Source organism: Methylobacterium phyllostachyos, from assembly GCF_900103445.1.
In the GTDB taxonomy this organism is placed as follows: Bacteria; Pseudomonadota; Alphaproteobacteria; order Rhizobiales; family Beijerinckiaceae; genus Methylobacterium; species Methylobacterium phyllostachyos.
Window position 1 is genome coordinate 62,140 of sequence record NZ_FNHS01000008.1, and the last position, 22,880, is coordinate 85,019.

Consider the following 22,880-nt stretch of genomic DNA (forward strand, 5'->3'; position numbering starts at 1 on the left):
TGGGTCGTTTCGCTGCGCGCGATGACGGGAAGCGGGCCGGTTACGCGTCCTGCGGTTCCCGCTTCGCCGCACTGTCCGCCTGCTGGGCCGCCCGTAGGGAGGCCGCCATACTGTTCAGCCGGCCCTGCGGATCCTCCGGCTGGATCACGCCCGCCGACATGACCAGCTTGGCGGCGTCATCGACGCTGATGTGAAGCTCCACCACCTCGGCCCGGGGCAGGTAGAAGAAGAACCCCGTCGTCGGGTTGGGCGCGCAGGGCAGGAACACGCCGACCAACTCGTCCGCGGCGGCGCCCCGGGCCTTGAGCGCGCCCTCGACCTCCGGCGCCGCCGGGGCCGACAGGAACACCACGGACCACGTCCCCTTCACGGGGAATTCCACCAGCCCGACCGTGCGGAACGAGGTGCCGTTGGCCGAGAACAGGGTCTCGAAGATCTGGCGCAGGCCCTTGTAGAGGCCCGAGATCACCGGGGTCCGAGCGAGCAGCACCTCGCCGAACTCGATCACCGAGCGGCCGACGAGGTTGGCCGTGAGGAAGCCGAGCAGCGTCACCGCCAGGAACGCGATGACGAGGCCGAGCCCGGGGATCGAGAACGGCAGGTAGTGGTCCGGCAGGTAGCTCGCCGGCACCAGGGGCTTCACGAAGGAATCGATCAGCGCGATGAACCACCACGTGATGTAGGCGGTGATCGCCAGCGGCCCGGCCACGATGATGCCGGTGAGGAAGTAGGTGCGCAGCCGGCCCCGGGCGCTGACCCGGGTCTTGGGGGCGCCGCCGGGCGCGGGCGCATCGGGCTCGGGGACCTGGATGGGCGGGGGACTCGACGCCACGGGTGCCCTCTCGGCCGCACGACGCGCGGCGCTTTTGCTGCGGGGGACATCCCGCAATGGCACAGGTAGCGGCTGCGCTTGCCGGTCTCAAGGGCGGCCGGTTTCCAGGGGGGCTGTCCGGCGCCGCGGTCAGGCGCTGGGTCCGGGACGATCGAGGGCCGGCATCGCGTCCCGGGGAATCACGGCGCCGCGATGCCCGATCACCGTGCCGGCGAGGCGGTGCGCCCGGGTCGCCGCCGCCTCCGGGGCCTGGCCGGCGATCCGGGCGGCGAGATAGCCCGCCGCGAAGCTGTCGCCCGCGGCCGTCGTATCGACCACCCGTGCGGCCGGTTCGGCCGGCACCACCGTGTCGGAGGTGCTGTGCAGCACCCGGGCCACGGGCTCGGGACCGGTCGAGGCCTTCAGCACGATCTCGGCCCTGCCGCGGTGGCGCAGCACCTCGCCGTCGCCCGCGTCGCCGAAGAGCCAGTCCAGATCTTCCACCGAGGCGAAGATCAGGTCGGCCTGCGCCAGGGCCGTCCGGAAGGCGGCCCGGGCGACCTCCCGCACGGGCCAGCCGCGCGGCCGGTAATTGGTGTCGAAGGCGACGCGCCCGCCCCGGCCGCGCAGGGCCGCCAGGGTCTCGAACAGGGCGGCACGGCCGGCCTCGCCGTAGAGCGAGAGGCTGATGCCGGACAGGTAGACGAGGTCGTAGGCTGCCAGGGCGGCCCGGGTCTCGGCGGCGCCCGGTTCGGCGAAGAGATCGCGGGCCGCGGCCTGATCGCGCCAGTAGTGGAAGCTGCGCTCGCCGGCCGCGTCGGTGCGGATGATGTAGAGGCCCGGCATCCGGCCGGGCAGCCGGCGGACCCGGCCGAGGCCGATCCCCTCCCGCCCCCACGCCGCCGCCATCTCGTCGCTCCAGACGTCGTCGCCCAGCGCCGTCACGTAGTCGACCGCGACGCCGAGGCGCGCGAGGTAGAGCGCGGTGTTCAGCGTGTCGCCGCCGAAGCCGCGGGCCAAGCTCCCGTCCGATTGCTCAGACAATTCGACCATGCACTCGCCGATGCAGGCGATTCTCATGCGGCTCTCCCGGTTCTCGATCCCGTATCCTACTTTTGGGCCGGGCCAAGTCTCGTGTCGATTGCCCCGTCGATCCTACCCATGGGTCAAACTCGGCGGCGGTATTGGGACCGAACGGGGCGCGTCGATTGACGGAAATCCTGTTCCGGTTCCGTCACAACTGACGCCGGAGGCCCAGGAAGATCGAAATCAGACCTTGGCCGTTCGTCCGGACCGCTGGGCGGAGGTTAGGAAATTCTTGATCGTATCTGGCGCATAGCGATCAGAACGCTTTAATAGGCAATGGTATGAGTTATAGAGTTGGGCAGCCCCATCCGATTCGACGTTCGGCCGCCGGCGCCGGGCTCGGGGGCGCGGCGCGCGGGGCGTCCCCGGCACTGGTGTGAGGCGGCCTCATCGCGTCGCCATATTCGTTGTTGCGAGGCAATAGGTGTCGTGAAATGCTCATCTGCGAAGAACCACCTTTGAATTTCCCTCGCGGGCAGTGATCTATCGCACGGTCGGTTCCTTGGCGGGCCGGTTCAATCCCGACGCAGCGTTCGCGAGAACGCTCTAGGTTTCCTGGTATGTTTCATTCTGCTTTGAGTGCGCTGACATTCTCGGCCGGAGAATTTCTGACGATTACCGAGAGCCGGGGACTCAGTGGGGCCTGGAGTTGGGTTTTCACGGGCGGTGAGCAGGTCTGGTCGCCGGGTTTCTACCGCCTGCTCGGCCTCGTCCCCAATGCCGCGAAGGCGAGCTACGACCTTCTGCTCTCCCTGATCCATCCGGATGACCGGCACCTGCTGCCGTCGCTCGCCGATGTCCGGCAGGGGCATGTCCCACGGGAGGTCATCGTCCGCGTCATCCGCCCGAACGGCACGCAGCGCATTCTGTCGCTCACCATGGAGGTGCGCTTCTCGGCCGAGGGGCGGCCCGTGGCCATCAACGGCACCGCCTTGGACGTGAGCGACCGCGAGCAACTGGCCCATGTCCGGTATGAGGAGCGGCGGCGGCGGGGGGCGCTCTACCTGACCGAGCATATCGCCACGTTCTCGATGGGGCTCGATCAGGTCCGCGAATTACCGTTCGAGATGGCGCAGGTCCACAATGTACCGTTCGGCGACATCTGCATCGACCCCTTCCTGCTGATCGTGCCCGAGGAGCGCGCGGCCTTCCAGGCGATGGCCGAGGCACATATCGAGCAGCGGACGATCTATCAGGGCACCGCCCACGAGCGCCTCGCCAATGGGGAACTCTGGCACTTCCGGATCCTGACGATGCCCGTTTGGGATCCCGACGGCACGTATCTCGGCCGGTGCGGTCTGAAATACCCGGTCGGCGCTGGCTCGCGGGTGCCGGCTCCCATGCGCGCGGGTCTCGAACAATCTGTGACGGGCCATCATCTGCGCGCCGCGCGCGCGCTGCTGGACTGGTCGATGATGGATCTGGCTCAGGCGAGCGGCCTGTCGCACTCGACGGTCCGGCGCCTGGAGGAGGGCAGCGAGCAGCGCGGGAGCCGCTCCCGCCTCCATGCCGTCGAGGCGCTGCGCCGCGCGGGGGTCCGTTTCGTGGTCACGGATGACGGAAGCCTGGCAATCGCCAGGAACTGACGCCAAGGAACTGACGTCAAGAGCCGACACCAGGAGCTGAAGGCCGCTGCTTCCTGACGGGGCGATCCGTGCTGCAGCGCGGGCCGATCCCCGGCTGGTCCTGAATCGTGTCGCGATGCAGCGGGTTTCGTCGTCGCGGACCGCCGATCGTAGGGCCGCCTCCCGGTCGCTCGGCCGCCTCGGCAGCGCAACGGTCGGGCCGGCCGCAGCGCCGGGCACCCTGCCGGGCCCCTGGTCGGCAAGGTGTCGTCCGGATCTTCCGAGCTGGCGTAGTCCGGCTGCGCGCCGCCCGGGTCCGATTTGCCGGCGGCCGAAGCAGGCCGTCGGCCGGTGGCGACGCGACCGTTCAGATCAGGCTGCCCTCAGGCTGCCTTGTGACCGAGCTGGATCGCCTTGGCGATCTGGGAACGCTTGGCGGCGTAGCCCGGGGCGACCATCGGGTAATCGGCCGGCAGGCCGTACTTGGCCCGGTAACGCTCCGGCGTCAGGCCATGGGCGGTGAGGTGGCGCTTCAGGGTCTTGTAGGAGCGGCCGTCGATGAAGCTGATCAGTCCGTCGTGCTGGATCGAGGCCTCGATCTGCGCCGCGCTCGGTCCGGTCCAGCCGGAGCCCGCGGTGCCGTTCTGCAGGACCGAGATCGCCGAGTGCACCTGATCGATCAGAACCGGCAGTTCCCCCACACCCACCGCGTTCCGCGACACGTAGGCCGCAACCAGAGATGCCGTGCACTTGATCAGGTCCGTATTAAGATCTGCGGACTTTTCGTAGAGATCAATCGTGTTCATGAGGTCCCCCGGTTACGCTTCCTTGAAAAACGATCCGGCGGGGATCGAATGACCGATGTTTCAATCGGAATTCCCCCAACCGATCCCCGCCGAATTGCTTCTGACATGCCAAGATTGGCACCTAATGATACAAAATCTGGAACAAATGTCTATAGTTTATCTTAGGATGAGCTTTGAACACAATTGGCTCTTGCCGATCAACATGAGGTTGCTTGCCGGAAGAGCGTAACAAATATTGCGCACCCTTCGCGATTGAGCGGCATCGCCGGTTCGATGACTGCAAATGTGCATGCGATGACCGGCTGTGAGCGTACGAATCAGTCCCCGAGACGTGCGCCGGCCGCCGATGTCCAGCCGCGGGCTGCTCGCACGACCGGCCCGGCCGATGCCGCTACGGCCGCGGTCGCGGCGAATATGTGCGGTGCATCGCCTGCGAGACGACCACTCTCCCCGCAGTCGAACACTGAGTATGGTCGGCGCGTTCGTGGTTGGATATTTCTACAGATCTTCGAATAAACTCTCGTGCAGAGAGGGACTGAAACCTCGTCCTCTTTCAGGGTGCGAGCCGCAGGCCGACCGCCGATGTCCATGATCCAGCGGGTTAGATAGTATTCCTGATGCGCATGGCCGGGCGCCTGCCCGCCCCGACCGCGCGGGCGCCGGCCTCAGCCTGCCGGTGCTGACCGGGACGCCGGTGTTCAGATGTCGTAAAGAATATCCGGGACCAGATCGCGCGCGCGGCCCGGTTTCCAGAATCACTTAAGGAAATTCTCAGGGCCGTCAGGGATGTTGTCGCCGGAGAACCTTCTGGGACTCCCGATCATCGCACCGTTCTGTGTCCCGCTGTTTCGGCGCGGTCGCATTTGTGCGAGAGGCATTGCGATGCGCAGTTGCGAGGGCGAAAGCTCATGTCCGGACCGGGTTCGACGTCTCTTCCGCGCGCCGTCCCAGCACTGGCCGAGCCGGCGAACGCGGATCTGATCGGTGGCCGGATGGCCCCCCTCTGGCTGCTGCTCGTCGGGCGTGCGGCGGTGGGACGGCACTGGCACCTGATCCTGTCGGTCGGCCTGCTGTGGGCGCTGCTCGGTATCGTTGTCGTGGTCGATTCCCTCGACGGGGCGATCCATGTCCCGGACCGGTGGTTCGGCCTCGTCCTCCTGGCCGACGGCGTGATCTCCCTCGCGGTCGGCGCGACCATCACCGGGACCGCGCGCCGGATGCGCGTCTTCCAGGGCGTGCTCCTGACGATCATGGCTGTCCTGATCCTGATGGCGACGCGGCACAGCAACTTCCTGCTCGCCATGATCTTCGGCATCGCCTTCACGGTGGATGGTCTGGTCCGGATCACGATCGCGAGCCTGCTGAAATTCGCCGGCTGGCGGATCGCGGTGGCGTTGGGGGCGCTCAGCGTCGCCTTCGGACTGTTCCACCTCCAGCCGTGGCCGACGTGGTATGCCGGCACGGTCGGCTATTGCATCGGGATGTTCCTGATCCTGAGCGGTGCCAACCTGATGTTCATCGGCCTCCGGGCGCGGCACCTGCGCGTCGCCGGGCCGGTGCCGGAGGCGGTCGAGCCCGGCAGCCTGACGGTCTATGTCTGGACCCCGACCGGACAGGCAACCACCCCCGCCAGCCAGCGGCTGATCCGGCGCTACGTCGCCTCCGTCGATCAGGCCGGCCGGTACTCGACGGGCCATGCGGCCCTGGGCCAGGGGGACGATCTCTATATCAGCCACTACCCCGCGGTGGAGATCGACCGCTCCCCCGCCAACTTGCGCTCAAGCCTGCGCGCCGGGCCCGAGAACGACGTGCCGGGGCGCTTCCTGCCCTCCCACGCGGCGGAGGTCGCCGATTGGTGTCCGCCCACCGTCGCGGTCACGTTGCACGGCATCGATGCCGCCCTGCTCCGGGCGTTCTGGGCGGGATACCACCGGGACACGACCTACAACTTCATCAGCCGCAACTGCTCGACCACCGTGGCCCGGGCGCTCGATGTCGCGATCGAAGGCGCGTTCAGCCGCGGCGGCCATCCCTGGCGGCAGCTCGCCACGGCGCTGACCACCCCGGAATTCTGGGCCGCTGCCCTGCTGCGCACCGGCGCCCGGTCGATGACCTGGACGCCCGGTCTGGTGCTCGACTACACGCGGGCGCTCAGTGCCCTCATCGATCCCGGCTCGCCGGTGCCGACCATCGCCTGGAAGCGCGTCGGCTGGCGGCTCCTCCGCAACTGGCGGGCGCGGTCCCTGGCGCGCTTGCACCAGATCACCGGGCGCCCCACCCTGCCGGATGCCGGGCCGACCGAGGCCTGAGCGATCCCGTCCGGCCCCCGGCGGGACCGCACGGCGCCAGGGGCTCAGCGCGCCGGCTCGGCGGCGAGATCGGCCGCGATGGCCTGCATCACCGCGAGCGTGTCGATCTCGTCCTGCTCGGCCCCGTGGTCGCTGAGCTTGACGATCACCGTGCCGGTCCGGCGGTTGACGTAGACGTACTGGCCGTAGACGCCGATCGCCGAGATGTCGTCGTCGTCGCCCCCGGGGGCGTGCCACCATTGGGCCGAGTACGGCCAGCCGTCGACCGCGCGCTTGGCCGGGGTCATGATCCGCTCGATCCAGCGGGCCGGGATGATGCGGGCCCCCCCGGCGCGGCCCTGATCGGCCACGAGCAGCCCGAGGCGGGCGAAATCGCGGGCGGTGGCGTTGATGCAGCAGAACGCCTTCTCGACGCCCCCGGGCCGGTCGAGGTTCCAGGTGGCATCGGCCTGGGCGCCCATCGGCTTCCAGATCCGGTCCGAGAGAATGTCGGCGAGCGGCCGGCCCTCGGTGCGGGCCAGGATCAGGCCGAGGAGTTCAGTGTCGATGCTGCGGTAGCGGCCCTGGCTGCCGGGCTTGAACGCGAGATGCGCGTGGTCGCGCACGAAGGCCGCGATGTCCCGCGTCAGGTACATCCCGGCGGTGCCGGTCAGGGGGCGGCTGGGATCGTAGTTCTCCGGCACCGCGATCCCGCTCGCCATGTCGAGCAGGTTCCGCACGGTGATCTGGCTGAAGACCGCGGCGTTCTTCAACTCCGGCAGCAGGGCCGAGACGCGGTCCGTCTCCGCGAGCTGACCCCGGGCCACCGCCGCGCCGACCAGCAGCGACACGATGGATTTCGCCACCGACCAGGACGGGAACAGCGTCTCCGGTCCCGTGCCGGGCCGCTGCCATTCGTGGATCAGCACCCCATCCTGCACCACCAGGAAGGCGTTGGTTCGGGTTGCCGCCAGCACGTCCATGAGCGGCACGGTCCGCCCCTTCCAGGGGACCCGGTCGAGGATCGGGCGCGCCCGGGACGGCAGGTCCCGGGCCTGATCGGGGGCCTTCACCACCCGGCTCGGGAACCACGGGCCCACCGACGACGGCTCGATCACGGCGAGCGCCGCGAGGGTGACGGGGTTGGGGATGTTCAGCAGCGCGCAGGCCGCCCAGGCGCAGCCCGCGGTCGCGACGGTGCCGGCCGCCGCGATGAGGCCCCGACGGCGGACCCAGGGGCGGTCCCTGCACGGGCGAGCCGGGCTGTCCGGGATCGCGGAGGACGCGGTCATGTCGAATCGGTATCGCTCTGGATCGTTACGGTCGTGGGGCCGGCCACCCTGATCGGGCGAGTTTAACGAAAGCTCCACGCCGCCGGGTGAGCGGTCCGCGATGGTTCGCGCCGGCGGCGTCGGTTCGGGAATGTTCACGGATTCCATGGATGCGGTATCGTGCGGCGGTCCCGCAAGTCCTGACGACGAACCGTGCCGACGAACCGAAGCAGATCTGTTTCAGAGGTTCGGTGCTTCGTCTGCCGGGGCGTCCGATTCCCGACAGGTCTTACACCGGTCCCACGCCGAATTCACGAAGCCGCCAGGCGCAGAAAGTTCACCGTGCCATGAATCCGTTCCTGATCCTCGGGCTCGCCATCGGCGCGGAGGTCACCGCCACCCTGGCCCTGAAGGCCGCCGACGGCCTGACCCGGCCGGTCCCGACGCTGATCGTGGCGCTCGGTTACGGGACCGCCCTGTGGCTGATGTCGACCAGCATGGACATGCTGCCGATCGGGGTCGTCTACGCGATCTGGTCCGGGATCGGCATGATCGGCGCCGCGATCGGCGGTGCGTGGCTCTACGGCGAATCGATGAACCCGACGATGCTGGTGGGCATCGCGGTGATCGCCGTCGGCGTCACCATCCTGGCCGCCGGCCAGGGGCAGCATTGACGGGACCGGCCCTCAGAACCGGCCCGCGATGGTGAGGCGCACGGCGGGGGGCTCCACCGGGTGGAACACCCGGTCGATCAGCCCCTCCGCCGGCTCGCCGGGCAGGCGCGAGACATAGGCGTAGGTGATCTGGTCGGACTTGCTGTTCGTCAGGTTCAGCACGTCGAGCGAGACGCTGACGCCGTTCTCGAAGGCGTAGCCCACCCGGCCGTTGAACAGCGCGGTCGGGCGCGAGCGGATCGAGTTGTCCTCAATCAGCGGGCGCGGGCCGAAATAGCGGAACCGCAGGGATCCGAACCAGCCGAGCGGCTCGCCGAATGTGAGGCCCGCCGAGGCGATGGTGGTGGGCGCCTCCGGCACCCGGTTGCCCACCGGGTCGTAATCCGAGAAGCGGGCATTGGTGATCGTGAGATCGCCCTCCAGCGACAGGAAGGGGGTCAGCGCGTAGCGGTTCGTCCATTCCAGGCCGAAGCGCCGGGTCGGGCGGCTCGGCTCGGTGGTGCCGGTATCCCCCTGGAACAGGTTCTCGGAGGCGAAATCGAGCCGGAACAGGGCGAGGCTCGTCTCCAGCCCGGCGATCGAGCGGTTGCGCAGGCCGATCTCGTAGCCGGTGGACGGGACGAGGAACGGCGAGCGGGTCGTATTGAACAGGGACGACGTCGGATCGACCGTGGCGGTTACCCCGCGCACGTCGTTCGAGTGGAAGCCGCCGCCGTAATTCACGTAGAGCTCGGTGTCGAACCACGGCCCCAGCGTCAGGCCGAGCTTCGGGTTGACGATCCCGTCACGCGCCCGGCCGGAATTCGCCGGCGTGTCCGACGCGACCCGGGCGGAGTAGCCGTCCGCCCGGACGCCGAGGCTGGTGCGCAGCCAGTCAGTCCAGCGCACCCGGTTGTCGACGTAGAACGCGCCGCTCGTCTCCAGAACCCGGTCGTCGAGGACGCCCGAGCGGTATTGCCGGTTCGTCGTGTTGAACAGGCCGACGCGGATCGAATCGGTGCGCGTCTGGACGCCGATCTCGTTCTCCATCGGCATCCCGAACAGGTCGCCCTGGAAGATATGGAGCGCCTCGCCGCCACCGATGATGCGCTGGTCGAGCTGGTGGAATTGATCGCCGTTGACCGGATCGTTCAGAAAATACGTGAAGTCGTTGAACAGGTTGAGCTGCGAGCGGATCACGTAGGCCGAGGCCCGGGTGAGGCCGGTGGCGTCCGTCGCACTGAACCGGCCCGACAGGGAGAAGCGCGACGTATCCCCGCCATCGGTCGGGTTGAGCGTGCCGTAACGGCCGATCAGCCCGGAGACGACGGCGCGCTCGGGAACCTGGTTGGTGGCGGTCCAGCGGGCCGCGTAGGCCATGCCGGTGACCGAGACCCCGTCGAGCGCCGTGCCCTGGCTGTAGCGGGCGACCGTGCTGATCTTGCGCAGCGCATCCGGCACGGTCCAGGGCCCGTCATAGACCTGGGCGTCGGCGGCCACGAGGAGGTTGCCCTCGGCGAGCGGCGCGGAGGCGATGCTGAGCGCGCGCTTGTAGCCGAACGACCCGATCGAGGTCAGCGCGAGGGTCTTCTGCACGCTGTCGAGGTAGTCGATCCGCACCGAGCCCGCCGAGGCGAAGTCGCCGTCGCGCACGAAGTACGGGCCCTTGTGGAACTCCACCGCGCCGACGAGTTCGGGGATCAGGAAGTTGATGTCGGCATAGCCCTGGCCGTGGGCGTGGATGCGCATGTTGAGCGGCATGCCGTCCAGGAACAGGGCGATGTCGGTGCCGTGGTCGAGGTTGAAGCCGCGCAGGAAGAACTGGTTGGCCTTCCCCTCCCCGCTGTGCTGCGTGACGATCAGGCCCGGCACCGCCTCCAGCACCTCGCCGGGGCGGGTCACCGGCCGGTTGTTGATCTGCGCCCCGGTGAGGATCCCGGCGCTGGCCGAATCCACGGTGAGCAGCGGGCCGCCGATCCCGGTCACGCCGCCGACGAAGCCGGCACTGGCCACCGGCCCGCCGGTCGGGATCGGCGCGGCGCCTTCGGCCGTGACTGAGATTTCATCGAGCCGCGCCTCGGCGGGATCGGGGCCGGGCCGCTCCCGAGCCGCAGCGGTCGCGATCAGGGCTGCCGATGCGGCCAGGGCGAGGAGGGGCGGCGTAGAGCGCGCGGATGGACGGGACACGGGGACCTCGGGCGGCGGCAGTGGCACGTCACCGCGAACGAGGCCGCGCCGGCCGCCATGGCGACCGTCTTGGCATCCCCCGGAACACCCCGCCCGATGGACCTCGCGTGTGACCACGGCTGACGGCAGGTCTCCTGGCTCGCGGGTCGCCGCCCTCCCGTCGTCTTCCCGGGCGAGGCCGCCCAGTGACGTGGTGACGAGAGGACTCACCGCTTACAGTTGCGGGGGCAGCCGCGGCTTCGGGACGAATCCCTCACCGCGTTCCCTTTTGATCCCCGAGGGGAACCGTCCCCGCCACCATCGGCCGGGGGGCCGGCCGCGGTCAACAGGCCGGGGTCGGTTGTCCGCCCCTGTGATCCGCCGGCGACAGACGGGTCTCCGGTCCCACGTGCCACATCCTCGCCGCGAATGTCCGGTCAAGCTTGACCGAGGTCCGATCGAGGTGGGCGCCGGCGGAACGCGGGCGGTCGCCGGACGGGACAGGGTTGAAACAGCACGGAGCGCGCCTGCATGCAGGGTAGCGAGCGGACGAAGATCGGTCCTGTCCTGATGGCTGCGGCTGCGGCCTGTGGGCTGGGAGCCTGCAACACGGCCGGCCCGGTGCTCACGACGGGATCGATCCCCGGCCACGCTGCGCCGATGGCGGTCAGCGATGCCGACCGGGATTGCCTGGGCCGCGCCATGTACTTCGAATCGAACCGGAGCGACGAGCAGGGGCTGATCGCGGTCGGTACCGTGGTCATGAACCGGTTGGAGAACGCGATCTTCCCGGGCGGCATCTGCGCCGTGGTCGGCCAGCCGGGCCAGTTCGCCGCGGGCGTCCTGACCAAGCCGATGCAGGAGAAGGACCTGCAGAAGGTGGCCGACGCCGCCGACGCCGTCTTGGCGGGCGAGCGTCACCCGCAGGTCGGGAAGGCGATGTATTTCCACACGGCGGGGCGGCATTACCCCTACACCAATATGCACTACGTCGCCGTCGCCGGCGGCAACGCCTTCTACGAGAAGCGCGACACCCGCACGGCCAAGCCGGCGGCGCCGGCCTCCATCCCGACCTTCGCAGCCGCCTCGATGGTGGCCGCGCCATAGCGCCGCGGAGCCGTCGGGCGGTTCCGGGCCTCCGCCCAAGGGCCGCCCGCACCGACGCGGCTCCGCCGCGATCCACCGTCTCTGCGCGAGCGATCGCTGCGATCAATAGCCTTTAGGTTGTATTCCGCCGGACGATCAGGCTATGGCATCGCCATGCCAGATGACGCTGGTTTTGACCGAATGGTGAGGGCTGCCATCCGCGCGCATCGGCTGCTGCACGCCCACGGGACGCCGGCGATGCAACTCCTGTCGCGGCTGCTGCTGATCCAGATCGGACGCGAGATCGCAGCGCGACCCGATGGCGAGGGGCCGGCCAACGACAACCCGGACGAGACCGAGGATTAGGGCATTGTCCGCCGGAATAGGTGTCGGTTCGGCGTCGGAGAAGGCCGTCCAGACGCATGGACGCGTCCTCCGGCGGAGGGTCTCGGTTCGCCTTTGGAGCGCGGCCGCAGGAGCCTGATCGAGGCGCGTCGAGGGCGCTCGCCCGCCCCTCCCCCCGGTCGCCCCTATCACCGAAGGGCCCGGATCGACTGCCGGTCATCGCGCCCATGATCGCGACCGTCATCGAGAAACTGTTGATTGATCTGCTTCGCCAAACATGCGGCATTTACACCGGGGGACGACGGTCTAGCGTATTGGTAGAAACGACACACGAGTTCCGGATGTCGCGCCGATGATCGCCGACCGGGTCGCGCTCGCCGGCGCGCTCCTCCTGCTGAACATCGCACCCTCGGCGGCCCAGCTGCGTCGTCCCCTGACGTGCACCGAGGCGGCGTCGGTCGGTCTCGGTCTCGACACGGCCGGCGTGCCGGAGGGGGCGAAGCCGCAGCCGCGCAAGGCCCGGACCTTCTCCCTGGTCTCCAGCGGCGGCCTGCTGACCGTGATCTCCGCCGGACGCTCGGACTACTACGAGTGCCAACCCGCTTCGCCGCGCCTGAACGAGCGTTCGCCGCGCAACGCGCTCAAGTGCCAGAACGGCGTCTACTTCCTGCTGATCGATCTCAACACGCTGAACTTCGTCGAGGCGCAGCTCAATCCTGAGGATCTCACGGAGGTCAAGGTCAGTTCCGGAAGCTGCCGGGGTCTGTGATCCCGGTTCGCCAATCGCGGCGCCCGGCCGGGCTTACCGGCAGAACTGGGTCGCGGCCGGGGTCCACTGGCCGAAGCCTGTCGCGACCATGTTGGTCATCACCCGGCAGATATAGACCTTCTGCGCCGCGTTGTTGTTCGGTCCGGCGTGGTAGCGCGCCACCGCCAGCGTCCAGCTGCCCTCCCGCTGCTTCAGCTCCTTGAGGAACTGGGTCGCATATTCGACATTCGCGTGCGGGTCGATCATCGCCTCGACCGAGCCGAACTTGCCGCCGTGGTAATGGTGGTTGATCTGCATGCAGCCGAGATCGATCAGGCGCGCGCCCTTGCGGCGCGCCTCCTTGAAATGGGCGATCACATCCCCCGGGCCGGTCCCGAAATAGGCCGACCCCTCGATGTTCATGGCATAGGGCTGCAGCGAGCCGCGCTTGCCCGTCTCCGTGAGCCCGACCGCGTAGAGCACGCCGAGCGGCACGCCGTAGCGCGCGGAGGCGCGGCCCATCTCGGCTTCGCAGACATTCGCCGCGGCCGGGACCGCGCTACAGATAAACGCCGCTGTCGCGAGGACGTATCGTTTCATCCCCCCGCTCTCCCTCCCGTCTACCGGCGGCCGGGCTCCGGTCCGCCTGTCGCTGCCTGTCGCCGCCCTGCCCTGGACGGGCGCCTCCGTCGGAGAAGCCGGGCTGCCCCTGCGAGGGGGCATTCCCGGAAAAGCCGCCCGAGTCGGACGCGCGCGCTTGGCTGACGGTGACCTCGGGCTGATAATTGGCCTGCTTCAGCAGATCCGTGAGGATCGCCGCATCCCTGTGCAGGAGGGCTGCCGTCTCGGCTTGCGAGGCGCGCAGGTGTGTTTCGAGCTGGCCGTTGGCCAGCCGGAGCTCCACCGTGACGGTTCCGAGGTCGTCCGGCCTGAGCTGGATCCTCAGCACGCGCAGCGGGCCGTCCGGGGCGGCCGGGACCGCCGGATCGGTCTGGGAGGCCCGGGCCGCCGGTTCGGAGGCGGCTGCGCGGTCGATTTCGTCCCGGATGGCCGCCGCGATCGTCGGCAGGGTACCGGCGGGCAGGCCCAACCCGGTCGCGCTCGGCGTCGGCGGGTCGGCGGCTTCCGTCTCCCCGGAGCGCTTGTCGGTTGCGAGGCCGGTCCAGGCGATCCCCGAGACCGCACGGATATCCGAGAGCGCGGTGACGTCCGCCTTCTCCAGCCCGGCGCCGGTGGCCCTGACGGCCGCTCCGGCGGGATCGGACACCGTCTGGGACGGGCTCTGGACTGGGCCCGGGGCCGGCGCCTTGAGCGCCGCAGCGGCGACCAGGGCCGGCACTTCGGTCTGGGCGCGCTGAAGCTTGGCCCCGGCGCCCTCCGCGGGGCCCGGTGCCGGTTCCCGGCCTGACACCGGCGCCGGAGGGGGGGAGAGCGCGGGCTCGCCCGGCGCCGCATTCGGCAGGACGGGTTTGAAGTGCGCCGCGCGGTCGAGCACCGTAACCTTGGGCGGCGCGGCCGGGATCGGGCCAGCAGAGAGCGGGCCGGCGGAAGGCTGGCGCGCAGGGATCTGGCCGCCGAGGGAGGGGTCGGTCGGGTCGGTGCCATCCCGCCGCGGCACGGCCGTGGCGGCCGCGTTCGTCAATCCGAGGACGGTGTCGTCCAGTGGGACGGAGCCCGGTCCGTTGGTCGCGCCCGGCGCGGAGGCGGCGATGCGCAGAGCGCTGCCCGCGGGCGCAGGCCCGTCCGTAGCCGCGCCCGCGGCGCCGGCACGGCCATCCGCACCGGCCACCGGGAGGGCAGCAGCGGCCGGCGTCGCGCTGGCATTCAGGATATTGGCGAGGATCGCCGCTGCGGCGCCCGCCGGATCGGCCGCGGGCGAGGCCGCCGGGATTCCCGGGACCGCCTGCGTGGAGTCGTTCGTCCCGGTGGCATCGTCCGACGCCGCCGGCTCGCTGCCGCCCGTGCCGCCCCGGGGCGAGGCTGACTGTCCTGAGGCCGCGCGCAGGGCGTCCGCGAAGCCGCGCCGGCCACCCGCTTGCGGCGGGTTTTGGACATCGGCCTCCGGCTGGGACGCGTTCACCTCGCGGTCGGGCTGCGGAGCCGGCTGCTTGAGCGTGGCGGAGATCGGGTTCACGGGTTCGCCCTTTTGAGGAGCAGGTCGATCCGGTCGATCGTGGCCTGGGCTCGGGGGATCAGCTTGGCGGGTTCATCGGCGGCGTTCGCCGCGGCCTGCGCCGGCTTCGGCGCGGCCGTGTCGGCCTCCGGCAGGCCGGGCTTGCCGTTAAGCCCACGCCTGATCTCCTCGGCCGTCGCCAGCGCCGTGTCGAGGAGGTGGGCGTCGCGCTGGGGCAGCTTGGCCCTGTCGATGGCCTTCAGCGTCCGCAAGCCCGTTTGAAACGTCGTCAGGCTCACGATCTCGGCGGCGGCCCGGTAGAGCCGGGCCTGGACCGCTTCCGGGCTCTCGGGTCCGCAGAGGGCGAGCGCCCGGTCGGCTGCCATCAGAGCCGAGCCCGTCTTGCCCTCCTGGATCGCCGTCCGGGCGACCGGCAAGTACAGGTCCTTCTGGCTCTCGGTGTTGAGCTCGTCCAGAATCCCGGTGAGCACGGTGAAACGCCCCTCATCCTGGCCCACGTCCAATTTCGTCAACTGATAGGCGAGGCGCTGGCGGAAATTCCCCGCGTAGATCGAATGCGGGAAGCGGCGCAGATACTGGACCGCCAGGGCCTCGAACTTCTTCAGGTCGCCCGACTGCCCGAGGGTGAAGATTTCCCGGCGCAGGGCGCCCTCCTCCGCCAGCGTCCCCGGGAGGAGCAGGCGGACCTGATCGAGGAGGCCGATGGCCCGAGTTGGATTCTCGGTCACGGTGAGCGCGGCCTGCGTCAGGCCGATGGCGCCGGCCAGCGTCAGCGGCAGGGTGGCGATGTCGACATCCTTGAGCAGGCGGCTCGCCTCGGCCTCCCGCCCCTCGACATAGGCGAGGGCGCCGCGCACGAGCGTCGCCTCGGGTTCCCCGAGGCCGTCGCGCTTGGCCAGGCGCCGCAGGATGGCCGGGCCGCCGCCGCTCAGGGCGAACACGATGGCGGCCCGGAGGTTGTGCGGGTCCGTCCACACCTCCGGGGCCGCATTCAGGATATCGCTGTTGATCCGGGCGATCAGCACGGACTGGCCCTCGTGGGCGGCGAGGGAGCCCGCCGCGATCCGGTCCTGGAGCAACTGCAGGGTGCGCACCCACGCGACCGGGCCCTCCTTCCGGGGCTCGGGCGCGGGCGCGGGTGCGGGATCGGACGGCGCCGCGTCGGACGGCGCGGGGTCCGGCGGCGCGGGGTGCTCCGCCTGCGCGGCCGCAACCGGCGCGGCGGCTGGCTCCGTGGCAGCCGGCTCCGCGCGCCCGGTCACGGGAAGGGCGAGGAGACACACGACGAGGAGACCGGAAAGCCCCTGCGGGATCCGCCTCATCCTGGGGCTCCCTGAAGGAGGATCTCGATCCGCCTGTTCTCAGGCGCCTTGGAATCCGCGGTGTTGCGCGGCGTCCGGTCGGCAGCCCCCTCGATCCGCCAGATCCGGCTCTCGGCGATCCCGGCCCGGGTCAGCATGTAGGAGGCCATATGGGCGCGCGCGGTCGAGAGCCGCCAATTGTCGTAGACCTCCGAGCGGAACGGGCGGCTGTCGGTATGGCCGCGGACGACGATCCGGCCCGGGCGCGCGGCGAGCACCTTCGCGAGGCGCTCCATGGCCCGCACCATCTCCGGGCGGGGCTCGGCCGAGCCCACCGCGAACATGCTGAAGTTCAGGTCGTCCGTCACGTTGATCAGGAGGCCTTCCGGCGTCCCCTGGACCTCGACATGCGGTCCAGGGGCGGTCGGCGGGAAGATCTTCGCAATCTCGGCCTTCAGCGCGGCCTGACCCGCCGCCGTGTCCGGACCCTGGCCGATCCGGTTCGCGGACGCCTCCGTGGCCTTGACGTCACCTGTCTTGACCTCGCCCGCCTTCTCCGCCGACGCCTTGATCTCGGCGTTGGTGGTCGCACCCGCCTTGCCCTCAGTCGCCTTGCCCAAAGCTGCCTTGCCCGCAGTCTCCTTGGCTTCGGTGACCCCGGCGCTGCGGGCATCGGGCGTGGTCTGCTCCGGCGGCGGCGTGATCCCGGCGGAGGCCGGCCGGTCAGCCTTCGCGGGCGACAGGGTGGTCACCTGCCAGTAGAGCGGATCGAACGGATCGCGCGGCGCGTCGCCGCCGCGCCGGCCCGGCTCGCCGAGTTCACCGATCGTGGCGCTCTGCGGCTTGTCGGGCTCGGTCTCGGCGGCGAGCGTCGCCAGGACGGAATAGGGGTCCTGGAACAGTTCCCGCTCCCGGGCCACCGATCCCGGCGGCAGGACGCCGGCCTTGTCCTGCATCGCCTCCGACCCGCTCGGCGCCTTGCCGGGAACCGGATCCGATGTCGGGTGGCCCGGGACCGGATCCACGGTGACATGGCCCCCCACCGGGTCCGCCGATGGATGGCCCGCCTCCGGGTTTGCCGCGGGACGCCCCTGTGACGGTTCGGCCAGGGCCGGTGGCTTCGGATCGGCCAGACCCTTCCGGGTCGGCATGGCGTCCGACAGGCTGATCGGATTGAAGTAGTTGGCGATGCTGGTCTTCGTCTCTTCGTTCGAGGCCTTGATCAGCCATAGGACGAGGAAGAGCGCCATCAGGGTGGTCATGAAGTCGGCCAGCGCGATCTTCCAGACCCCGCCGTGATGGGCGTGGTCCTCCTCCGCCACCCGGCGGACGATGATGATCTCTCCACCTTCAGCCATGCTCAGCCCTCCTCGACCAGGGCCGCGATGCGCTCACCCCAAGCCCCGAGCCGCGTCTCGACCAGGGTTCCGTTCAACCGCACCCGCAGGTCGGGGCCGCCATGCGTGGTGACCGCGATTCGGCCGGGCGGCAGGTCGAGGCGCTGCGCGAGCGCCTCCGAGAGGTCCGCCGGGCCTGTCACCGCGAGCGTCCCCGCCTGATCGTCCGCCACCAGGGATGCGAGCGTCGCGTGCAGGTCGCGGATCGCCTCCTGCCGCAGGGCCGCCGTCAGGAAGGGGTGGAGGACGCGCGTTAGACTCTCGGCCAGCCGCTCCTCCAGCGCCCGGGCCTGGTCCGCGATGGCGCTCGCCAGGACTGCCGATTCGGCCTCGACCCAACGCTGCCGGGCCTCGGCGAGCGCCGCTGCGGCCGCCTCCCGCTCCGCCGCAGCGTCCGCAGCCGCAGCCTCCCGGGCGGCGGCCTCACCCTCCCGGTAGCCCTCCGCCCGGGCCGCAGCCGCGATGGCGTCGAGATCCGGGGGCGGCGGTGGCGCTGCCGCTGCCGCTGCCGCCGTCGTATCCGCGCGCTTTGGGGTCAGCGCCGCGAAGGCGGAGGAGGTACGTTGGCCGGTGCCCGAGAAGACGGTCCAGACCGGAGGGGCCGCCGCCATCACGCAGCCTCTTCGCGGGTGAGCCACTGCTTCAGGATGTTGGCGACCTGCTCCTCATCCAGCTCGACCAGCTGTTCCAGCCTGCGGATCGGCGAGCGGGCCATCTGGTCCGTCAGATCCTCGATGAGGTTGGGCGGCGGCGCCGCGGCAGATGCCGCGTCCTGCTCCGCCTCCAGGGCCGCGAGGGCGGCCTCCTCGTCCGGGCTGGCAAGCGCAAGCTCGGTCTCCATCTCGGGCGAGCGGGCCAGGATGGCGTTCACGGCCGGGCGCAGGCCGAACCAGATCAGCAGGCACCCCACGATCAGGATCGTCGCGGCGTTGATCAGGGTCCCGGACTGCCGCATCAGCACTTCGCTGAAGCTCAGGGGCGGCACGGGGGTGAGCGGCTGGCCGTCGTTCAGGAAGCTGACCGCCGCCACCTTGATCTGGTCGCCCCGCGCCTTGTTGAAGCCGGAGGCCGAGGCCACGAGCTGCTCGATCTCGGTGATCTGCGGCTCGATCTCGATCTTGGCCGCGTCCTTCGCCGGATCCTTGGCCCCGCCGGAGAGGGCTTCGAGCCGGGTCCGGTTCACCAGAACGGCGACCGACAGGTTCTTGACCGAATAGCCGTCGCTGATCGTCTCCACCTTCTTCGTGGAGACCTCGAAATTCGACAGCTCCTCGCGGCGCTGGCTTTCGGAGTTCGAACTCTCGTTGCCCGAGGCCTGGACGTTCTGGCCGGGTAGGTTCTGCTGCGCCGTGGTCGGCTTCTGCGGCGCGCGGTTCTGCGCACTCTCCGATTCCTTGACGGTCCGCACCGAGCGCTCGACCTTTTGGTCGGGATTGTAGATCGTCTCGTCGGTCTTGGTCTTGTCGGTGTTCAGCCGTGTGACGACGCTGACCTCGAAGTTGTTTGGCCCGAGATAGGGCGTGAGCGTCCGGCGGATGTTGTCTTGGATCTCGTGGTTGATGGTCTGTTCGAGCCCTGCCAAGCGGCCGGCCGGCGCCGTGGTGGCGTCGTCGCCCGCGAGCAGCACGGTCCCGTCGGTGTTCAGCACCGTGACCTTGTCGGGTTTCATCCCCGGGATCGCGGCGGCCACGAGCTGTCGGATGGCGGGGGCCACCGCGGGGTCGTTGGCCGGCTCCGTGCGCACCACCACCGAGGCCGTGGCGGGCTGCTGCTCCCGGCGGAACGAGCCGGGATCGGGCATCACGATGTGGACCCGGGCCGCCTTGACGCCCTTGAGCGTCTGGATCGTGCGGGCGATCTCGCCCTCCAGGGCGCGGACCCGGGTGATGTCCTGCATGAACGAGGTCAGGCCGAGGGAGCCCAGGTCGTTGAACAGCTCGTAGCCGGCCTTGCCGCTCTGGGGCAGGCCCTTCTCGGCGAGCAGCATGCGCGCCTGGGCGGTCTGCCCGTAACTCACGAGGAGCGAGGTCCCGTCCGCGCTGACGTCGAAGGGGATCCCGGCCTCCTTGAGCGCGGCACCCATGCGGGTGACGTCGTCGCGGTTCAGGCCGGCATAGAGGGTCTCCCGCAGCGGGCGGCTCAGGTAATAGGCGCCCAGGCCCACGGCCAGGAACACGGTGAGCCCGACCAGCCCCAGGGCGATCAGCCGCCGGGGCCCGAGCTCGAGGATGTTCTGCCAAAGCTTCTCGAAATGCGCGCGACCGGGCATCGACGGGACTCAGACCTCCACCGCGGGAGCGGGACGCCAGGGTGGCGCATCAATCTTGTGTGGGGATGGTGACGCCGGAGGCCCGGTGCCACGCAAAAGGCCGCGCGCCCTGAAGCGCGCGGCCGGCATCCGCCCGGGGGCGGATGCTGTTGCTGATGAGCGGAGCCGAACTTAGCTGCGGAAGAGGCTGAGGATCTGCTGCGTGCTCTGGTTCGCGATCGACAGGGACTGGACGCCGAGCTGCTGCTGGACCTGGAGGGCCTTCAGCTTGGTCGACTCGTCTTCCATGTCCGCATCCACCAGGATGCCGATGCTCTTGTCGTTGCCCTTGATCAGGCCATCGACGAAGTTCGACTGCGTCTGGATCTGGTTCTGCACGGCACCGAGCTTGGTGGCGACGGAGGTGATGTTGCTCAGAACCTTCTCGGCCAGGTTGACGTAAGCGCGGAGCTTCGACAGGTCCTGGTTCTGGATCGACGAGATGTCGATGTTGTCGACGCTCAAGGCGTAACCGCGGTCGTAGCCGTTCTCATCGGCGCCGACGACGGCATACTTCTTGTCCAGGAGGCCGCCCTTGCCATCGCTGGCACTCGCGCCGCTCGCGCCGGTCCCGTTCTTGATGAGGGTGGCGTTCGCATCCGACACGGCCTTGGCGAAGGTCTTCTGCGCAGCGGTCCAGGTGTCCTGCGCGTCGCTCCAGGTCTTGACCGCGGTCGCCCCCTTGTCACTGCCGTCAAAGGTCTTCTGGGCCGTGAGGTAGGTCTGGTAAGCGGTGTCGCGGGTCGCGATCGCGGTGCCCGAACCGCCCGTGGCGCCGGCCGCGTCCGCGTAGGCCGTGCCGCCCGTGGCGGCGGCGTCGTAGAGCTTCGTATCGTCGACGTTCACCGTCACGGTGCCGACGGCGATCTGGCCCTGGACGCGGCTGAACGACGCGACGATCTTGCGGTTAGGTGTGTAGTTGCCCGAGCCCGAATCGACCGCGAGCCAGTTTTCACCGTTCGTCGCCGCGCTGGTGGCGATCGTCCGGAGGTCGGTCAGGCGGGCGTTGATTTCGGTCTGGAGCTTGTTGCGGTCGACGTTCGGGTTCAGGGCCGCGGTCAGGCGGTTCTTGATCTCGAGGAACGAGTTCTTGACGTTATCGAGACCGGAAACGGCCGCGTTCACGGTCGCCAGGCCGAGGCCGATGGCGTCCTTCACGGCGCCCAGCGAGCCGTTATCGGCGCGGATGGTGGTGGCAATCGACCAGTAGGCGGCGTTGTCGGCGGCGGTCGCCACCTTCTGGCCGGTGGCGATGCGGTTGCTCGACTTCTCGAGGTCTTGGTTCGTCAGCTTGAGGGTGGTGAGCGCCGTCATCGCGGCGGTGTTGGTCAACAGGCTCGACATAAGGATGTCCCTTCAACAAACATGGAAGTGGGACATGCCGGGTTCTCACCGGCATAGCAGAGCGGCATCATGCCTTTGACCCGTTGCCACGCGGGCGGGAGTCAATCTGCTATGGATCAGGTAAGCAAAAGATCGAAGTTCCTCGTTCAGAGGTTCGATGTTCTGCCCGCCGACAACTCTGGCATGCCTGATGCCGAGGCATAAGTCAACATGGGCGCGGTTTTACGGTTAGCGGGATTCGATATCGTCTGTCAGATTTACTTATGTAACTTGCATATCAGAAGTATGACTTCACAAGACCACTGATTAGCATATTCCAGCCATCGATCAGGACGAAGAACAGGATCTTGAACGGCAGAGAGATCACGGTCGGCGGCAGCATCATCATACCCATCGACATGACGATCACCGCGATGATCATGTCGATGACCAGGAAGGGCAGCGCGATCAGGAAGCCGATCTCGAAGCCCCGGCGCAGCTCGGAGATCATGAAGGCCGGGATCAGCACGCGCAGGTCGGTCCGGCCACCGTCCGGGGCATTGGGGAGGTTGGCCGCCGCGATCTCCGCGAAGGTGTCGAGGTCCTTGGGGCGGACATGGGCCAGCATGAAGTCCCGGAACGGCGCGGTGACCTTGGCGAAGGCCTCCTCCTCGGTGATCCTGTTCTCGGTCAGCGGGCGGACGCCGTCCTGCCACGCCCGGTCGAAGGTCGGCCCCATGACGTAGAAGGTCATGAAGAGCGACAGGCTGATCAGCACGAGGTTGGCCGGGGAACTCTGCAGGCCGAGCCCCGAGCGCAGGAACGAGAGAGCCACGACGAATCGGGTGAAGCTCGTCACCATCACCAGGAGGCCCGGCGCGATCGACAGCACCGTCATCAGCGCGATGAGCTGGATCATCCGCCCGCTGATCGAGCCGTTCCCCGGCGGCAGCACTTGATCGAGGCTGAAGCTCTGGGCGCTCGCGGCCGTGGCGACGAGGAGCAGCAGGCCCGCCAGAGAGATGCGGCGCAACATGGCGTGACCGGTCCTGATGTGTCTCGGCCGAGCCCGGGGGCGGCCGGTCGCCCTACTGGACGACGAGCGTTTCGATGAAGAAGTCGCGGGCCTGCCCGTTGCTGCGGAGCTGGACCCGCTCGGCCAGATCCTCCCGCAAATGGCTCAGGCCACTCGGGCCCTCGATCTGGGCGAGGGACAGGGTCCGCAGGTAGCCGAGGATATCCTGGCGGATCTCGGCCGCCATGGCCGCGGGATTGGCGAAGGTCCCGGTCTTCACGACGACCGACGCTTCGAGGCGGATCCAGACGTCGCTCGGGCTGGCCAGATTCGTCACCACGGCGCCGAGCTCCGTCACGGAGGAGCCCGCATCGTAGGTGACCACCCGCTTGACGTTGGCCTCCTCGGCCTTCTTCCGCTCGTCCACGGCCTTCTCGATCCGGGTGATCATGTAGAAGCCGCTGCCCCCCCCGACCCCGACCGCCAGGACGGTGAGGATTGCGAGGAGCAGGAGCCAGCGGCCCTTGCGTGGAGCCTCGGAATTGGACGCCATCGATCGTCTCCGCTTCGGCGGGGA

At 69.2% G+C, this 22,880-nt stretch carries 20 protein-coding genes and 1 riboswitch; of the genes, 6 read left to right on the top strand and 14 right to left on the bottom strand.

Annotated elements, in window-relative coordinates:
• Nucleotides 1–40 precede the first annotated feature (40 nt).
• Both BLQ49_RS14045 and BLQ49_RS14050 read right to left on the bottom strand, forming a co-directional pair.
• Nucleotides 41–832 (bottom strand): DUF502 domain-containing protein, encoded by a 792-nt coding sequence (locus tag BLQ49_RS14045; protein WP_091716592.1) that lies wholly within the window; start codon nt 830–832, stop codon nt 41–43.
• A 129-nt stretch (nt 833–961) separates the two neighbouring features.
• Nucleotides 962–1,891 carry a sugar kinase gene (locus BLQ49_RS14050; protein WP_091716593.1) on the bottom strand — a complete coding sequence of 310 codons (930 nt, stop codon included), beginning with the start codon at nt 1,889–1,891 and terminating at the stop codon, nt 962–964.
• Nucleotides 1,892–2,457: 566 nt separating this feature from the next.
• Here BLQ49_RS14050 and BLQ49_RS14055 point away from each other — a divergent pair.
• Entirely contained in the window at nt 2,458–3,483 is a 1,026-nt protein-coding gene (locus tag BLQ49_RS14055) for a PAS domain-containing protein (RefSeq protein WP_091716594.1), read from the top strand.
• Between the two features lie 362 nt (nt 3,484–3,845).
• Here BLQ49_RS14055 and BLQ49_RS14060 read toward each other — a convergent pair whose 3' ends face one another.
• Nucleotides 3,846–4,268 (bottom strand): Ros/MucR family transcriptional regulator, encoded by a 423-nt coding sequence (locus BLQ49_RS14060; RefSeq protein WP_091716595.1) that lies wholly within the window; start codon nt 4,266–4,268, stop codon nt 3,846–3,848.
• Between the two features lie 992 nt (nt 4,269–5,260).
• Between BLQ49_RS14060 and BLQ49_RS14065 the strand changes: the two genes are divergently transcribed.
• Nucleotides 5,261–6,577 carry an HdeD family acid-resistance protein gene (locus BLQ49_RS14065; protein ID WP_244507591.1) on the top strand — a complete coding sequence of 439 codons (1,317 nt, stop codon included), beginning with the start codon at nt 5,261–5,263 and terminating at the stop codon, nt 6,575–6,577.
• A gap of 44 nt (nt 6,578–6,621) precedes the next feature.
• Here the strand turns inward: BLQ49_RS14065 and BLQ49_RS14070 are convergent, their stop codons facing one another.
• The gene (locus tag BLQ49_RS14070; RefSeq protein ID WP_091717020.1) at nt 6,622–7,848 is read right to left on the bottom strand and encodes a serine hydrolase domain-containing protein; all 1,227 of its coding nucleotides are present in this window, start codon (nt 7,846–7,848) and stop codon (nt 6,622–6,624) included.
• Nucleotides 7,849–8,174: 326 nt separating this feature from the next.
• On the opposite strand from BLQ49_RS14070, the gene BLQ49_RS14075 reads away from it, so the two are divergent.
• Nucleotides 8,175–8,501 (top strand): DMT family transporter, encoded by a 327-nt coding sequence (locus tag BLQ49_RS14075; RefSeq protein ID WP_091716597.1) that lies wholly within the window; start codon nt 8,175–8,177, stop codon nt 8,499–8,501.
• Nucleotides 8,502–8,513: 12 nt separating this feature from the next.
• Here BLQ49_RS14075 and BLQ49_RS14080 read toward each other — a convergent pair whose 3' ends face one another.
• Nucleotides 8,514–10,667: a TonB-dependent receptor gene (locus tag BLQ49_RS14080; protein WP_425283998.1), complete on the bottom strand. Its 2,154-nt coding sequence runs from the start codon at nt 10,665–10,667 to the stop codon at nt 8,514–8,516.
• Nucleotides 10,668–10,774: 107 nt separating this feature from the next.
• Nucleotides 10,775–10,972, bottom strand: a riboswitch (cobalamin riboswitch).
• Between the two features lie 205 nt (nt 10,973–11,177).
• Here BLQ49_RS14080 and BLQ49_RS14085 point away from each other — a divergent pair.
• From BLQ49_RS14085 to BLQ49_RS14095, 3 genes are all read left to right on the top strand, one after another.
• A complete protein-coding gene (locus tag BLQ49_RS14085) occupies nt 11,178–11,753 on the top strand; it encodes a cell wall hydrolase (protein ID WP_091716598.1) in 576 nt (191 codons plus the stop codon).
• Nucleotides 11,754–11,933: 180 nt separating this feature from the next.
• Entirely contained in the window at nt 11,934–12,098 is a 165-nt protein-coding gene (locus tag BLQ49_RS14090; protein ID WP_244507592.1) for a hypothetical protein, read from the top strand.
• 331 nt (nt 12,099–12,429) lie between these two features.
• Entirely contained in the window at nt 12,430–12,846 is a 417-nt protein-coding gene (locus BLQ49_RS14095; protein WP_091716602.1) for a hypothetical protein, read from the top strand.
• Between the two features lie 33 nt (nt 12,847–12,879).
• Here BLQ49_RS14095 and BLQ49_RS14100 read toward each other — a convergent pair whose 3' ends face one another.
• The 9 genes from BLQ49_RS14100 to BLQ49_RS14140 all read right to left on the bottom strand — a co-directional run bounded on the left by BLQ49_RS14100 (nt 12,880) and on the right by BLQ49_RS14140 (nt 22,856).
• Entirely contained in the window at nt 12,880–13,425 is a 546-nt protein-coding gene (locus tag BLQ49_RS14100; RefSeq protein WP_091716604.1) for a transglycosylase SLT domain-containing protein, read from the bottom strand.
• Nucleotides 13,385–14,959: a flagellar hook-length control protein FliK gene (locus BLQ49_RS14105; RefSeq protein WP_091716606.1), complete on the bottom strand. Its 1,575-nt coding sequence runs from the start codon at nt 14,957–14,959 to the stop codon at nt 13,385–13,387. Before BLQ49_RS14105 ends, BLQ49_RS14100 begins: the two co-directional genes overlap by 41 nt.
• The gene (locus BLQ49_RS14110; protein WP_091716608.1) at nt 14,956–16,281 is read right to left on the bottom strand and encodes a chemotaxis protein; all 1,326 of its coding nucleotides are present in this window, start codon (nt 16,279–16,281) and stop codon (nt 14,956–14,958) included. Before BLQ49_RS14110 ends, BLQ49_RS14105 begins: the two co-directional genes overlap by 4 nt.
• Nucleotides 16,278–17,618, bottom strand: a complete 1,341-nt coding sequence (locus tag BLQ49_RS14115; protein ID WP_091716610.1) for a flagellar motor protein MotB — start codon at nt 17,616–17,618, stop codon at nt 16,278–16,280. Before BLQ49_RS14115 ends, BLQ49_RS14110 begins: the two co-directional genes overlap by 4 nt.
• 2 nt (nt 17,619–17,620) lie before the next feature.
• Entirely contained in the window at nt 17,621–18,268 is a 648-nt protein-coding gene (locus BLQ49_RS29690) for a hypothetical protein (protein WP_091716612.1), read from the bottom strand.
• Nucleotides 18,268–19,926 (bottom strand): flagellar basal-body MS-ring/collar protein FliF, encoded by a 1,659-nt coding sequence (gene fliF / locus BLQ49_RS14125; RefSeq protein ID WP_091716614.1) that lies wholly within the window; start codon nt 19,924–19,926, stop codon nt 18,268–18,270. The genes BLQ49_RS29690 and fliF overlap by 1 nt, the downstream gene beginning before the upstream one ends.
• 171 nt (nt 19,927–20,097) lie before the next feature.
• The gene (locus BLQ49_RS14130; protein ID WP_091716616.1) at nt 20,098–21,309 is read right to left on the bottom strand and encodes a flagellin N-terminal helical domain-containing protein; all 1,212 of its coding nucleotides are present in this window, start codon (nt 21,307–21,309) and stop codon (nt 20,098–20,100) included.
• A gap of 277 nt (nt 21,310–21,586) precedes the next feature.
• Entirely contained in the window at nt 21,587–22,324 is a 738-nt protein-coding gene (fliP, locus tag BLQ49_RS14135) for a flagellar type III secretion system pore protein FliP (RefSeq protein WP_091716618.1), read from the bottom strand.
• Between the two features lie 52 nt (nt 22,325–22,376).
• Nucleotides 22,377–22,856: a flagellar basal body-associated FliL family protein gene (locus BLQ49_RS14140; protein ID WP_091716620.1), complete on the bottom strand. Its 480-nt coding sequence runs from the start codon at nt 22,854–22,856 to the stop codon at nt 22,377–22,379.
• Nucleotides 22,857–22,880 lie beyond the last annotated feature (24 nt).

Excerpts from the sequence above, each read along its gene's own strand:
- BLQ49_RS29690 (WP_091716612.1), bottom strand. The coding sequence starts at position 18,268 with ATGGCGGCGGCCCCTCCGGTCTGGACCGTCTTCTCGGGCACCGGCCAA.
- BLQ49_RS14055 (WP_091716594.1), top strand. The coding sequence starts at position 2,458 with ATGTTTCATTCTGCTTTGAGTGCGCTGACATTCTCGGCCGGAGAATTT.
- BLQ49_RS14095 (WP_091716602.1), top strand. The coding sequence starts at position 12,430 with ATGATCGCCGACCGGGTCGCGCTCGCCGGCGCGCTCCTCCTGCTGAAC.
- fliP (WP_091716618.1), bottom strand. The coding sequence starts at position 22,324 with ATGTTGCGCCGCATCTCTCTGGCGGGCCTGCTGCTCCTCGTCGCCACG.
- BLQ49_RS14085 (WP_091716598.1), top strand. The coding sequence starts at position 11,178 with ATGCAGGGTAGCGAGCGGACGAAGATCGGTCCTGTCCTGATGGCTGCG.
- BLQ49_RS14065 (WP_244507591.1), top strand. The coding sequence starts at position 5,261 with ATGGCCCCCCTCTGGCTGCTGCTCGTCGGGCGTGCGGCGGTGGGACGG.
- BLQ49_RS14050 (WP_091716593.1), bottom strand. The coding sequence starts at position 1,891 with ATGAGAATCGCCTGCATCGGCGAGTGCATGGTCGAATTGTCTGAGCAA.
- BLQ49_RS14100 (WP_091716604.1), bottom strand. The coding sequence starts at position 13,425 with ATGAAACGATACGTCCTCGCGACAGCGGCGTTTATCTGTAGCGCGGTC.
- BLQ49_RS14115 (WP_091716610.1), bottom strand. The coding sequence starts at position 17,618 with ATGGCTGAAGGTGGAGAGATCATCATCGTCCGCCGGGTGGCGGAGGAG.
- BLQ49_RS14110 (WP_091716608.1), bottom strand. The coding sequence starts at position 16,281 with ATGAGGCGGATCCCGCAGGGGCTTTCCGGTCTCCTCGTCGTGTGTCTC.
- BLQ49_RS14140 (WP_091716620.1), bottom strand. The coding sequence starts at position 22,856 with ATGGCGTCCAATTCCGAGGCTCCACGCAAGGGCCGCTGGCTCCTGCTC.
- BLQ49_RS14060 (WP_091716595.1), bottom strand. The coding sequence starts at position 4,268 with ATGAACACGATTGATCTCTACGAAAAGTCCGCAGATCTTAATACGGAC.
- BLQ49_RS14070 (WP_091717020.1), bottom strand. The coding sequence starts at position 7,848 with ATGACCGCGTCCTCCGCGATCCCGGACAGCCCGGCTCGCCCGTGCAGG.
- fliF (WP_091716614.1), bottom strand. The coding sequence starts at position 19,926 with ATGCCCGGTCGCGCGCATTTCGAGAAGCTTTGGCAGAACATCCTCGAG.
- BLQ49_RS14075 (WP_091716597.1), top strand. The coding sequence starts at position 8,175 with ATGAATCCGTTCCTGATCCTCGGGCTCGCCATCGGCGCGGAGGTCACC.
- BLQ49_RS14130 (WP_091716616.1), bottom strand. The coding sequence starts at position 21,309 with ATGTCGAGCCTGTTGACCAACACCGCCGCGATGACGGCGCTCACCACC.
- BLQ49_RS14090 (WP_244507592.1), top strand. The coding sequence starts at position 11,934 with ATGGTGAGGGCTGCCATCCGCGCGCATCGGCTGCTGCACGCCCACGGG.